This window comes from Clostridium sp. BSD9I1, from assembly GCF_900185645.1.
GTDB lineage: Bacteria > Bacillota > Clostridia > Clostridiales > Clostridiaceae > Clostridium_AK.
In genome coordinates, this window is sequence record NZ_FYAM01000023.1 from 544,731 (window position 1) to 557,525 (window position 12,795).

At 30.3% G+C, this 12,795-nt stretch carries 14 protein-coding genes; 1 reads left to right on the plus strand and 13 read right to left on the minus strand.

Annotated elements, in window-relative coordinates; genetic code table 11:
* Positions 1–10: 10 nt before the first annotated feature.
* Positions 11–364, minus strand: a complete 354-nt coding sequence (locus tag BSD9I1_RS10080) for an Asp23/Gls24 family envelope stress response protein (protein ID WP_035307561.1) — start codon at positions 362–364, stop codon at positions 11–13.
* 202 nt (positions 365–566) lie between these two features.
* On the opposite strand from BSD9I1_RS10080, the gene rpmB reads away from it, so the two are divergent.
* Positions 567–758, plus strand: coding sequence for a 50S ribosomal protein L28 (rpmB, locus tag BSD9I1_RS10085; protein ID WP_035307559.1), 192 nt, complete (start codon positions 567–569; stop codon positions 756–758).
* A gap of 116 nt (positions 759–874) precedes the next feature.
* On the opposite strand, the gene BSD9I1_RS10090 is transcribed toward rpmB, so the two are convergent.
* The 12 genes from BSD9I1_RS10090 to priA all read right to left on the minus strand — a co-directional run bounded on the left by BSD9I1_RS10090 (position 875) and on the right by priA (position 12,710).
* Positions 875–1,042 carry a hypothetical protein gene (locus BSD9I1_RS10090; protein ID WP_186430212.1) on the minus strand — a complete coding sequence of 56 codons (168 nt, stop codon included), beginning with the start codon at positions 1,040–1,042 and terminating at the stop codon, positions 875–877.
* A 102-nt stretch (positions 1,043–1,144) separates the two neighbouring features.
* Positions 1,145–1,783, minus strand: a complete 639-nt coding sequence (locus tag BSD9I1_RS10095) for a thiamine diphosphokinase (protein WP_186430213.1) — start codon at positions 1,781–1,783, stop codon at positions 1,145–1,147.
* Complete coding sequence (gene rpe, locus BSD9I1_RS10100) at positions 1,780–2,433, minus strand: ribulose-phosphate 3-epimerase (RefSeq protein WP_186430214.1); 654 nt, start codon at positions 2,431–2,433, stop codon at positions 1,780–1,782. Before rpe ends, BSD9I1_RS10095 begins: the two co-directional genes overlap by 4 nt.
* Positions 2,430–3,311: a ribosome small subunit-dependent GTPase A gene (rsgA, locus tag BSD9I1_RS10105; protein ID WP_035307552.1), complete on the minus strand. Its 882-nt coding sequence runs from the start codon at positions 3,309–3,311 to the stop codon at positions 2,430–2,432. Before rsgA ends, rpe begins: the two co-directional genes overlap by 4 nt.
* 34 nt (positions 3,312–3,345) lie before the next feature.
* Positions 3,346–5,202: a Stk1 family PASTA domain-containing Ser/Thr kinase gene (gene pknB / locus BSD9I1_RS10110; protein WP_186430215.1), complete on the minus strand. Its 1,857-nt coding sequence runs from the start codon at positions 5,200–5,202 to the stop codon at positions 3,346–3,348.
* Complete coding sequence (locus BSD9I1_RS10115; RefSeq protein ID WP_186430216.1) at positions 5,177–5,923, minus strand: Stp1/IreP family PP2C-type Ser/Thr phosphatase; 747 nt, start codon at positions 5,921–5,923, stop codon at positions 5,177–5,179. Before BSD9I1_RS10115 ends, pknB begins: the two co-directional genes overlap by 26 nt.
* A gap of 25 nt (positions 5,924–5,948) precedes the next feature.
* Positions 5,949–6,977: a 23S rRNA (adenine(2503)-C(2))-methyltransferase RlmN gene (gene rlmN / locus BSD9I1_RS10120; RefSeq protein WP_186430217.1), complete on the minus strand. Its 1,029-nt coding sequence runs from the start codon at positions 6,975–6,977 to the stop codon at positions 5,949–5,951.
* An 8-nt stretch (positions 6,978–6,985) separates the two neighbouring features.
* Positions 6,986–8,311 (minus strand): 16S rRNA (cytosine(967)-C(5))-methyltransferase RsmB, encoded by a 1,326-nt coding sequence (rsmB, locus tag BSD9I1_RS10125; RefSeq protein ID WP_186430218.1) that lies wholly within the window; start codon positions 8,309–8,311, stop codon positions 6,986–6,988.
* Positions 8,312–8,396: 85 nt separating this feature from the next.
* Positions 8,397–9,083, minus strand: a complete 687-nt coding sequence (locus BSD9I1_RS10130) for a zinc metallopeptidase (protein WP_186430219.1) — start codon at positions 9,081–9,083, stop codon at positions 8,397–8,399.
* A gap of 16 nt (positions 9,084–9,099) precedes the next feature.
* Entirely contained in the window at positions 9,100–10,029 is a 930-nt protein-coding gene (gene fmt, locus BSD9I1_RS10135) for a methionyl-tRNA formyltransferase (RefSeq protein ID WP_186430220.1), read from the minus strand.
* Positions 10,030–10,034: 5 nt separating this feature from the next.
* Positions 10,035–10,487, minus strand: a complete 453-nt coding sequence (gene def / locus BSD9I1_RS10140; RefSeq protein ID WP_035307538.1) for a peptide deformylase — start codon at positions 10,485–10,487, stop codon at positions 10,035–10,037.
* Between the two features lie 21 nt (positions 10,488–10,508).
* Positions 10,509–12,710 carry a primosomal protein N' gene (gene priA / locus BSD9I1_RS10145; RefSeq protein ID WP_186430221.1) on the minus strand — a complete coding sequence of 734 codons (2,202 nt, stop codon included), beginning with the start codon at positions 12,708–12,710 and terminating at the stop codon, positions 10,509–10,511.
* Positions 12,711–12,795 lie beyond the last annotated feature (85 nt).

A 12,795-nucleotide genomic window follows, 5' to 3' on the forward strand; every position in this document is an offset into this window, starting at 1 on the left:
TGTTACCTCCTTAAACTCTGACACCCTGCACATTCACTGTTATACTAGATACTTTTAAACCTGTATAATTTTCTACATTATATTTTACCTTTTGAATTATATTATTTGCAATTACAGAAATTTTAGTTCCATATCCCACTATTATATATAACTCTACAACTAGTTTATTTTCCTTCATACTAATTTTTACACCTTTGCTAAGGTTTTCTCCCTTTTTTAAAAGCTCCCATAATCCGTCCTTTGCATTTTTAGAAGCCATTCCAACTACTCCATAACATTCCATTGTAGAAACTCCTACAATATTTCCTAAGATTTCTTCAGAGTAATTAATATATCCATATTCATTAGAAATATTTCCAATCATAATAATCCTCCTTATAAATAACCGCTTTATAAAATATTTTATATTAAATAACGGATTTATTCAAGGAAATATAAATTATTATAATAATTTTCGTATTATAATTTATATTATACTTGCAAAAATTACATGACTTATGATAAAATGATATAGGCTTAAATTGAGAAGATTTTACTTTTCTCAATTTATAAAGGAGGTGTTTTTAATGTCAAGAAAATGTGAAGTATGCGGAAAAGGAGTTGTAGCTGGAGTTCAGTACAGCCACTCTCATCGTCAATCAAAAAGAACTTGGGCTCCAAACATAAAAAAAGTTAAAGCTATAGTTAAAGGAACACCTAAGACTATACATGTTTGCACAAGATGCCTACGTTCTGGTAAAGTACAGCGTGCTATATAATATAAAAAATGCAATTGTTAACCAATTGCATTTTTTATTTTTTTCTAAGTATACATTTAACTATATTAGATATAATCTTTGGGAGCTTGATTGCAACTATCCTCATATAATCCCCCTTAATCATCATGATTTTCAATTAGATACCAACCTACATATATAAATCCTGCCCCTGCTATCAGTATCCATCCCCATATAGGTACTAAAAAGGTAAGTACTATACCAATTCCTACAGATCCTATTATGAGTCCTGCTTTCTTTTTTGCTTTATTCCAGCCTTTAGACATAGTATTTCCTTTATCATAATTGCTTATAATATAGTATATGAATAAAGTACCGTTAATGGCACAAAAAACTTTGCTTATTTTAAAATAAGCAAAGTTCTAAAATCAATCTCTACTTTCAACTATTAAAAGTAGTCCATTTTTAAATTTTACATTTACAACTTCATCTAATAAAAACTCATTAGATACAGCTAAAGGATCTCCGAGTTTCAGCTCATAATTATTTAAAGGATATTTCCCACCTTGAATAGTTAATCCATTAACTGTTTCTCCATAGCTTAAAAGAGAAAAATATTTATATCCTCTATATTTTAATGTTATATTTTTATCTGTTAATAAAATTATATTGTTATTATCCCTTATATAACATTTTACATTGTGTTTTAAAAATTTTACTAATAAACCTACATTCCCTAATACATGATCCATCCTAGTTCCAGTAGCACCAAGTAATACTACTTCATCTGCTTTTCTTTTCAATACTTCTTCTACTGCAATAGATGTATCTGTATCATCCTTTTCTACAGGAAACTTTATTATAGATACATTTCTATCCTTAAAGCTTTGCAATATAGATTTATCTATGGAATCAAAATCTCCAATTATGTCATTAGGCTCTATTCCATACTTATATGCAGCTTCTGCTCCTCTATCTGCACATATTATGTACTCAGCATCTTTTACTTCTTCTTTTACTATATCACTAGAAGGCATTTGCCCTCCAGCAATTATTACTGCTTTCATTTTAAAGCCTCTCTAAGATTTTTTATATTCCCCTCTACATCATTATTTTTAAATACCGCAGATCCAGCAACTATTAGATTTGCCCCACTTTCAACTACTTCCCGTATATTGGATACATCTACTCCTCCATCGACCTCAATTAAAAGGTTAGGATTAAATTTATCTTTCAACTCTTTTACTTCTCTTATCTTGTTTGAAGCATACTTAATATATTTTTGTCCTCCAAAACCAGGATTAACACTCATTATTAAAACCATATCTAGTTCTGGTATCAGGTCCTTTATGTTAGATACAGGCGTCCCTGGATTTAATGCTACTGCAGCTTTAACTCCAAAGCTTTTTATGTAATTTATAGTTCTATCTATATGCTTATCAGCTTCATAATGGACTGTTATTATATCTGCTCCAGCCTTTACGAAATCCTCTATGTACCTGTCAGGTTTTTCGATCATCAAATGAACATCAAAAGGCATTTTTGTAACATTTCTTATGCTTTTAATTATTGGCATTCCAAAAGTAATATTTGGCACAAACATACCATCCATTACATCTATATGTACTATATCCGCTCCATGAGCTTCAATGTTCTTTACCTCTTCCCCTAACTTTGAAAAATCAGCTGATAATATTGATGGAGCTATGTTTATCATCTTCCATCTCCTCCTTTGTAAGATTTCTTCTGTGAAACTTCTTCAATAATTTTTACGTAAAAATCATATCTTTTAGAATTTATATTTCCATTCTCAACTTCCTTTTTTATAGCACAACTAGGCTCCTTATAATGAAGACAACTATTAAATTTACATCCTCCTAAATAATCATTAAATTCCGGAAAACAATCCTGTACATCTTCTTTATTAATAAAACTTGTATCTAATGAAGAAAATCCAGGAGTATCTACTATAAAGCCTTTACCTATTTGTAAAAGTTCACTATGTCTTGTAGTATGTTTACCTCTTTTTAATTTTTCACTTATATTACCTGTCTCCATTAGGGTTTTTCCTGCCAATGTATTTATTATAGTTGATTTACCTACACCAGAAGGTCCGCATAGCACTGTAACGTTACCGTCTAAATAGTCTCTTAGTTCTTCTATACCTTCTCCTTCTTTAGCCTTTAAAAACACGACCTTATATCCCGCACTTTTAACCATATTTACAACTTCATTTTCATGTATACAATCTGTCAAGTCTGTTTTATTAAAGCATACTATTATATCAAGCTTATTAAATTCACATAGCATTAAAAATCTATTTAGTAAGTCCTCATTAATGTCAGGATTCTTTATTGCAAATACAACTAGTGCTTGAGTAACATTTGCAACAGAAGGTCTTATTAGCATATTTTTTCTTTCATATATGTCTTCAATAACACCTTTGCCATTTTTCTCTTTTATCTCTACTTCATCCCCTACCATTGGGGAAAGTTCGTTGTGTCGAAACTTTCCCCTAGCCTTGCATTCAATAATTTTATCTTCACTCTTTACATAATAAAATCCGCCTATGCCTTTTATTATAATTCCCTGCATAAATCCTCCTTTAAAATCATCTATATTCAATTGTTTATTGAATTATAATTCCCTTTGGTTTATTTTCTTGGGTTGTGGTTTGATTATTTCCTGCTTGGTTATCTTGTGACTGATCGTTATTTCCATCAGTCTTATCATCTTCATTTCCATTTTCCTTATCTTCGTCTGGATTTGTCACAAGTTTCGGATCAAATACATAATAGGTTACATTTAATGTGGTTCCCTCTTTTACTTGAACTCCAGGTTCTATACTTTGATCAAAAATCCTTCCTTGTAAAGTTTCATCCCCAGTTGCTTGAGTGTTTGTATTACCTAATTTTAAATTAGAATTAGCAAGTAATATCTTTGCTTGCTCTATTGTTTTTCCATTTAAGCTTGGAACAGTTGAATATTTAATTTCAACACCTTTACTTACCACCACATCCACCTTTGTATTTTCATCTACTTTTTCATCACGAGATGGACTTTGACTTATAATACAATTCTTAGGAATAGTATCATCATATGCATATTGAACATTACCTAATTGCAAATTATATCTACTTAAAATGTCTTTAGCTAATTGTAAATCTATTTCTTTTAAATCAGGGACCCTTGGCTTATCTTTGCCTGCACTTAATGTAACTCTTACTTCTGAGTTTGTCTTGACAGAAGTCCCTTCCGTTGGATAACTTCTTAGAACAGTGCCTTCAGGTTTATCATTTTTTTCTGTACCAATCACTGTAAATACCAAGTTTTTACCTTCTATAATATTTTTAGCTTGATCTTTGCTTAATCCTTCTATTTTAGGTACTATAACATCGTGGGTTTTCTTTTCTCCCTGAGAAATATAGTTATTAAATATCACATATCCTGAAGCAAATGCAGTAATTAAAACAAGTATTATAGCTGTAATAGCTATTATCATTCCTCTTTTTTTCTTATTTATTTTATTTTTCCCTTCATAATCATCATCATCTTCATCTACAAGAACATCATTTGCAGATTTATTATGATTCAATGGATCTACTTTTATAGCTTCCATAACTCTAGTTCTATCTTCATCCATATCAAAAAAGGTTACATTAATTTTTTCTTTGTTTTTTACTTTTCTTAGATCCTGTAACATTTCCTTAATACTTTGATATCTCTTAATAGGTTCTTTTTCTATAGATTTTAGAATCATATTATTAATGCTTTCAGATATATTAGGAACTATATTTTTAGGCGGAATCGCTTGTTCCTGTATATGCTTCAAAGCTACCGAAACAGGGCTATCAGCATCATAAGGTACTTTCCCTGTTATCATTTCATAAATCACTATACCAAGTGAATATATATCAGTTCTTGCATCTACATAACTTCCCTTTGCTTGTTCAGGCGAAAAGTAATGTGCAGATCCCATAACTTTACTAGTATTTGTAATAGTCACAGAATTAGTAGCCTTTGCTATACCAAAATCAGTAACTTTTACTAAGCCTTCTTCAGTTACCAATATATTATGAGGCTTAATATCTCTATGTATTATATTGTTTCTATGAGCACATTCAAGAGCTTTAGCTATTTGTATAGCTACATTTATTGCTTCTTCTTCATTTAATTTGCCTTTTTCTCTTATAAATTCTTTTAGTGTCTTGCCCCTTACATATTCCATAACTATATAATGTATATTATTTTGAGAGCCTACATCGTAAATATTTACTATATTATTATCTGAAAGACTTGCTGCTGCAGTAGCTTCTCTTTTGAATTTATCTACAAATTGAGAATCCTTTAATAACTCATCCTTTAATATTTTTACTGCTACAAATCTATTAAGCAAATGACATTTAGCTTTATAAACTTCAGCCATGCCCCCTTCACCTATTTTTTCTAGCAGCTCATATCTATTCCCTAGTAAAGTTCCTACCATCTTTACACTCTCCTTCAAAAACTATAACTGAAATGTTATCTCTACCGCCTCTTTGTTTACTACATTCTATAAGCAATCTACATGAATCTTCTTGGGTATGATTAAGCACTATTTCACAAATCTCTTCAGGATCAACGTCATTTGTCAATCCATCCGTACATAATATTATATTTTTAATTTCTTTAAGATTTAAATCAAACGCATCCACTTCTATTTGTTTGTTAGTTCCAAGTGCCCTTGTAATAATATTTTTGTTTGGATGCTTTTTAGCCTGTTCTTCAGTTATAGTTCCATTATCAACTAGCTGCTGTACCAATGAATGATCTTTTGTAATCTTTTTTATTTTGTTATTCTTATCTATAATATAGCAACTACTATCACCTATATTGGCAACAATAGCTTTACCTTCACTGATTAAACATGCGGTTATGGTAGTACCCATCCCAGAAAGGTTTTTTCTGCATCTTGATAAATTAAATATTTCCTCATTAGATTTTTGAACTGCTATAGTAATTTCTCTCTTTAAATCTGTAATATTACTTAACCCTTTAATATAATCAATAGTAAGATCAACTGCTACTTTACTAGCTACTTCTCCTGCACTGTGTCCCCCCATGCCATCGGCAATAACGTATATAGATCTATCTTTAGCTTTATAATAACCGACGGAATCTTCATTGATTTCTCTTACGTTTCCTACGTCTGACAGTATACCCACCATACAACTCCACCTCTTCAATTAAACTTTAGTTCTTATTGGTATAGCTTCTTCTTAGTTGTCCGCATGCTGCATTTATATCAGATCCCATTTCTCTTCTTACTGTAGCTTCTATACCATTTTTAATTAATATATTACTAAATCTTTTTATATTTTCATTTGTAGACCTTTCAAAACCACTTTCCTTTACTTCATTTACAGGTATTAAATTTACATGACACAACATACCCTTAAGTTTTCGGCTTAATTCTTCTGCATGATTGTCACTATCATTTACACCACTAACTAATGCATATTCAAATGTGATTCTTCTATTTGTCTTTTTTATATAAAATTCACAAGCTTTTAAAAGCTCTTCTATACTATACTTATATGCTACAGGCATCATATTTTTTCTTATATCATCACTTGGAGCATGAAGTGATATAGCCAAAGTTATTTGTAACTCTTCATTTGCTAGCTCAATTACCTTAGGCACAATCCCACAGGTTGATAGGGTTATGTGTCTTTGCCCTATGTTTAAACTATAGGAAGAATTCACTATATGTATAAACTTTAAAACATTATCATAATTATCTAAAGGCTCTCCGCTTCCCATCATTACAATATTAGATATTCTCTCCCCTGTAGCCTCTTCAGCTCTTAATATTTGCCCTAGTATTTCTCCTGATGTTAAATTTCTAATTACGCCATCTAATGTAGATGCACAAAATTTACAACCCATCTTACATCCTACTTGAGTGGAAACACATATAGAATTACCATGATTATATTTCATAACTACGGTCTCAATAACATTGTTGTCCGCATATTCAAATAAAAATTTATAAGTATCTTCATTTTTTGATTTTAACATTTTTACTACTTTAGGTAAACTAAAATAAAAATTATTTTTCAATTTAGTTATAGTGTTTTTAGGAATATTATTCATATTGTCAAAATCAAACGTCTTTTTATATACCCAATCAAAAACTTGTTTTGCTCTAAAATCCTTTTCTCCGTTTTCTCTCATCCATGTTTTAAGCTCTTCTAAAGAAAAATCTAGCATATTTATCATAAAAACACCTATCCTTGTTTCCTTAATTTAGCTATGAAAAATCCGTCCATATTATCATCAGGCAAAATGGTTACAGTTCCCACTTCATTATAGATTATATTATCAATATTACCATAAAATAGAGGTTCTATTTTAAATTCCTTAAAATTTTCTAAAAACCACTTTATGTTTTTTTCATTTTCTTCTTTATTTAAAGTACATGTTGAATAAAGAATTATTCCTCCTGGTTTTACATATTGGGCAGCATTTTTCATTATATCTCTTTGTATAGGAATTAAACTTTTCAAATCTTTATTTGTTTTATTCCACTTTATTTCAGGTTTTTTTCTTATTATTCCAAGTCCTGAGCAAGGAACATCTATAAGTACTCTATCTGCTTTATTTGAAAGTTCTTTATTAAATACAGAAGCATCCATTGCATCTAAATTTATACTGGCCACACCAAGCCTTTCAATGTTTTGCTTAATTAAAGTCAATTTATTTGGATGTATATCAAAAGCATAGATTGATCCTGTATTATTCATTATTTCAGCTATATGAGTTGTTTTTCCTCCTGGTGCACTACAAAGATCAAATACCACCATATCATCTTCTAGTTCCATACTTGGAGCTACAAGCATTGCACTTTCATCCTGTACTGTAATATATCCTTCTTTAAAAAATGGATTTTTTTCTATACTTCTTCCCTTTATTATTTGTATAGCTTCTGGGCAAACTTTTCCCTCTTGTATGTTATATTCGTTACTCTCAAGATTTTGCCAAACCTCATCATAGTTAGTTTTTAAATTATTAACTCTAACAGTATTTGATGGAACTGAATTTAAGCCTATTAATATACATTCTGCAATCTCTTTATCATATTGCTTTACGAATAATTCCACTATCCATTCTGGAAATGAATATTGAAAACTTAATCTTTTTATATCATTTTTAAATTCTATTTTTAAATCCTTATTACGTATGAAATTTCTTAAAACTCCATTTACTAATTTAGAGAATTTAAAGGACCTTTTCTTGGCAAGTTCTACACATTCATTTACAGCTGCAAAATCCGGTATTCTATCTAAATACTTTATTTGATAAACTCCTATTCTTAGTATATTAACTATTTGCTTATCCAACTTATTTGTACCACTTTTTAGGAAGTTATCTAATATTTTATCTATAGTATATTTGTACTTTATGGTACCATATACTATTTCAGTTACTAATGCTTTATCTCTTTCTTCTAGTTTAGAAGCATTTAATTTATAGTTTAATATAATATTTGAATATGCATCTTTGTAAAAAACTTCATTTAACGTATCTAAAGCTATTTCTCTAACATCATTCATATTTATACCTCAATTCATTAAAATTACTCTTTATAAAGCGAAATAGTTTTCCAGAACTCATACTTTCCGGAAAACTTATCTTTCACTAGTCATCTCTTCTGCTATTACTTAAAACTATAAGCCTTAAAAGTTGTGCTACAGACATAAGGGTAGCCGCCACATATGTCATTGCTGCTGCGCTTAAAACCTTTTTTGCTCCTGCGACCTCATCTTTATAAAGAATCCCTGTATTTTCAATCATTTTTAACGCTCTATTAGATGCGTTAAATTCTACAGGAAGAGTTATAAGCTGAAATATAACTACTGCCGAAAACAATAGTATTCCTATATTTAGAAGTCCTGGAAGTCGTAAAACAAAACCCAGTAAAAATATAACCCATGAAGCATTTGAGCTAAAGTTTACAATAGGTACTATGGAGTTTCTGATAATCAAAGGAGAATATCTTTCCTGATGTTGAAATGCATGCCCGGTTTCATGAGCTGCTACTCCAATAGATGCTACAGAAGTTCCATAATACACTTCTTCCGAAAGCCTCATAACCCTGTGCACTGGATCATAATGATCTGTTAATTTCCCTCCTACAACCTGCACCGGAACATCAAATAACCCTTGGCTATCCAGCAATTTTCTTGCTACTTGTGATCCTGTATACCCATTTACACTTCTTACGGCAGAATATCTTTGAAACGTTGAATTTATTTTTAACTGGGCCCATCCTGATATTATAATAGCAGGAATTAAAATTATCATACTACTATCAAAATAAAACATATGGTATAGCCCTCCTCTATTTTAAACGTACTCCTTTTTCTATAGTGTGTCCTTTAATGTATTCTTGTACATATAAAGGCTTTCCTGAAGGAAATTGTACTTTCTTTATTAGTAAAACTTTATTTCCTGTAGATACTTTTATACCACTTTTATCTACATCAATAATAGTTCCGCACTCTTTATTACTATCTTCGTTTGTTAACTCTGCTTCAAGTATTTTCATTCTTTCATCTTTATAATAAGTATACGCTATAGGCCAAGGATTTAAACCTCTTATCAAATTATTGATTTCTTCACTATCTTTCTCCCAGTTTATTTCAGCTAATTCTTTATTTAGCATAGGAGCGTAGCAAGAATCCTCTTCAATTTGCTCAACTCTTGATATTCCCCCATTAGCTATTCCCATAATAGTTTTTACTAAAAGATCAGATCCATCTATCATTAACAAATCATGAAGTTCACCAGCAGTCATATTATTTGTTATCTGTACTTTGCTTTTTAGAAGCATATCACCTGTGTCAAGGCCTATATCCATAAACATTGTTGTATTCCCGCTTTCGCTTTCTCCATTTACAATTGCCCAATTAATAGGAGCTGCCCCCCTATATTTAGGTAAAAGCGAAGCATGTAAATTTATGCATCCATATTTAGGGATTTCTAAAACTTCCTTTGATAAAATTTGTCCATAGGCTACAACTATTATAAAATCTGGGGAAAGTTCTTTTAACGCTTTGATACATTCTTCATCTTTTTTTAAGTTTTCTGGTTGATATACTTTTATATTATTTTCTAAAGCTACTTCCTTAACTGGGGACATAGCAAGCTTTTTCCCTCTTCCTTTAGGCCTATCTGGTTGAGTGAAAACTGCATTTATATTAAATTCATCTATAAGTCTTTTTAAAGCTGGTACCGCAAATTCTGGGGTACCCATAAATACTATATTCATAATACTTACCTTCCATCTTCCTTTATAATCTTATCAACATATAGTATTCCATCTAAATGGTCTATTTCATGACATAGTGCTCTTGCCATTAGTTCTTCACCTTCTACAACAATTTCTTTACCGTTTCTATCTAAAGCTTTAACCGTTACTTTATATGGTCTTTCCACTGGTCCCTGTTCTCCAGGTATGCTTAAACATCCTTCTTCATCTATGTAGGATCCTTCAGATTTTATTATTTCAGGATTTATTAAAAATACTGGTCCTTCTCCTATATCTATTACTACAACTCTTTTAAGAATACCTACCTGTGGAGCTGCAAGACCTACTCCATTACTTTCATACATAGTTTCTAACATATCGTCTAAAAGTATTTGAATTCTATCATCTATCTGCTCTATTTTTTTACTTTTCTTTCTTAATAATTCGTCTCCAATTTTTCTTATACTTCTTAATGCCATAATAAAATTACCTCCATATATTTATATTAAGCTTAGTGGATTTACATCTATGCTTATTCTTATATTATTATAACTTTCTTTTACTGAATCATATATACTATTTTTTATTTCTTTTTTTATATTTTGATTTAATTCGCCTTTTATTATAATTTGCCACCTATAATTATTTTTTATTTTAGAAATTTCTGAAGGACATGGTCCTAATATCTCTACTTTATTTGTATTTTGTAATAGTGATTTTAAATTAACCGCCACATTTTGTATGTTTTTAATCAATAGATCCTCATTGGGGCTACTCATATTTATAAGCATTAACTCTGAAAATGGCGGATAATTCATAAGTCTTCTAAGTGAAAGCTCCTGTTCAAAAAACTCCTCGTAGCTGTTTTCTGCAGCACACTGAATACTATAGCTCTCTGGATTATAAGTTTGAACTATAACTTCTCCCTTTTTCTTTCCTCTTCCTGCTCTCCCAGCTACCTGTGTTATAAGCTGAAATGTTCTTTCTGAAGAATGAAAATCAGGGATGTTTAAAGATAAATCCGCTGCAATAACCCCTACAAGTGTTACATTTTTAAAATCTAATCCCTTAGCAATCATTTGAGTTCCAACCAACACATCAGCCTTTTGTTCTTTAAAAAAGTTATATATATTTTCATAAGAATTTTTGCGACGAGTTGTATCAAAGTCCATTCTTAACACCCTGGCAGCCGGAAAATATTTCTTCACTTCTTCTTCAACTTTTTCCGTTCCAACTCCAAAGTATTTTACATACTTGCTCCCACATTCAGGGCATATTTGTGGAACCTTCTCAGTTTTACCGCAGTAATGGCAGCTTAAATTATTGCTGTTATTATGATATGTAAGTGAAATATCACAATTACTGCATCTAAAGACATATCCACATTTTCTACAAGATACAAAAGTTGAAAATCCTCTTCTATTTAAAAATAATATTATTTGTTCATTTTTTTCAAGTCTGTCCTTTATACCTTCGAAAAGACTACTACTAAACATACTTTTATTATTTTTAACAAGTTCTTCTCTCATATCCACTACATGAGTATCAGGTAATAAAGCCCCGTCTGCCCTTTTTTTAATTGTAATTAGTTCTAACTTATTATTAATAGCTCTATAATATGTTTCTATGGATGGAGTGGCGGAACCTAAAACTAGTTTGCAGCCATATATATCACTTAACATTTCTCCAATTTCCCTAGCATGATACTTAGGATTGCTATCAGATTTGTAGCTATTTTCATGTTCCTCATCTATTACAATAAGACCTAAGTTTTTAAATGGCAAAAATATAGCTGATCTAGCACCTATTGCAACCTTTACTTTTCCGTCTTTAACTCGAAGCCATTCATCATATCTTTCGCCTTCGGAAAGCTTACTATGAAATACTGTAATATCCTTTCCAAATCTCCCCTTAAATCTTTCAACCATTTGAGGCGTAAGAGAAATTTCTGGAACTAATATTATAGATTCCTTCCCCTTGTTTATCATTTCTTCAACTAAATTCATATATATTTCTGTTTTACCGCTGCCTGTTACACCATGAATTAAAAACAACTTATTCACAGAATAAATTATTTTATTTAAAGCAGACTTTTGGTCATTATTTAAGGCTTTCTTTTCATAAAGTTCATATTGTCTTGAATTATATCTATTTATTATATTCTCTTCTTGAGTTAAAAAATTGTGTTTAAGCATTGTATTAATGGAAGACAATGAAATATTAAATTTATTACTTAGAGCACTTTTAGTATATAATCCATTATTTTCACTTACTACTTTATATATTGAAATATAAGGTTCCTTACTAAATTTTTCATTTAGGCTATCTGAAGTATAAATTAAGTTTTCCTTCTTATTTTTCATCCCTTTAAATAATGCTGATGGAAATAGTGCTCTTATCACTTCCATATGAGTAGATAAATATTTTTCCCTCATATTTTTTATAAGTGTAAGATATTCTGGTGTAAGTAAAGGAAAAGAAGTATCAACTTTTACTATTTCTTTGATATTTTTTATATCCTCAATTTCCTTATAGATTTCCATTATAAACCCATCTATTTTTTTGTTACCTAATCCAAAGGGCACATATACCCTAGAGCCTACTACAGCCTTTTCTATTAAATTATCAGGTATTTTATATGTAAATACTTTATCCAATTGAATGGATGTACTATTTATAATTACACCAGCATATTTATCCACTTAATCACCCTTTAGCAAATATTTTAGTAAATAAAAGAGGCTATCTTTACAATTCCATTTTGCAAAGTAACGCCCCTTTTATCTT

Bases quoted from the DNA above. Each gene is read 5' to 3' on its own strand.
- BSD9I1_RS10080 (WP_035307561.1), bottom strand. From the start codon at position 364: ATGATTGGAAATATTTCTAATGAATATGGATATATTAATTACTCTGAA.
- rpmB (WP_035307559.1), top strand. From the start codon at position 567: ATGTCAAGAAAATGTGAAGTATGCGGAAAAGGAGTTGTAGCTGGAGTT.
- BSD9I1_RS10090 (WP_186430212.1), bottom strand. From the start codon at position 1,042: ATGTCTAAAGGCTGGAATAAAGCAAAAAAGAAAGCAGGACTCATAATA.
- BSD9I1_RS10095 (WP_186430213.1), bottom strand. From the start codon at position 1,783: ATGAAAGCAGTAATAATTGCTGGAGGGCAAATGCCTTCTAGTGATATA.
- rpe (WP_186430214.1), bottom strand. From the start codon at position 2,433: ATGATAAACATAGCTCCATCAATATTATCAGCTGATTTTTCAAAGTTA.
- rsgA (WP_035307552.1), bottom strand. From the start codon at position 3,311: ATGCAGGGAATTATAATAAAAGGCATAGGCGGATTTTATTATGTAAAG.
- pknB (WP_186430215.1), bottom strand. From the start codon at position 5,202: ATGGTAGGAACTTTACTAGGGAATAGATATGAGCTGCTAGAAAAAATA.
- BSD9I1_RS10115 (WP_186430216.1), bottom strand. From the start codon at position 5,923: ATGGTGGGTATACTGTCAGACGTAGGAAACGTAAGAGAAATCAATGAA.
- rlmN (WP_186430217.1), bottom strand. From the start codon at position 6,977: ATGATAAATATGCTAGATTTTTCTTTAGAAGAGCTTAAAACATGGATG.
- rsmB (WP_186430218.1), bottom strand. From the start codon at position 8,311: ATGAATGATGTTAGAGAAATAGCTTTAGATACGTTAAATGAAGTTTTT.
- BSD9I1_RS10130 (WP_186430219.1), bottom strand. From the start codon at position 9,083: ATGTTTTATTTTGATAGTAGTATGATAATTTTAATTCCTGCTATTATA.
- fmt (WP_186430220.1), bottom strand. From the start codon at position 10,029: ATGAATATAGTATTTATGGGTACCCCAGAATTTGCGGTACCAGCTTTA.
- def (WP_035307538.1), bottom strand. From the start codon at position 10,487: ATGGCATTAAGAAGTATAAGAAAAATTGGAGACGAATTATTAAGAAAG.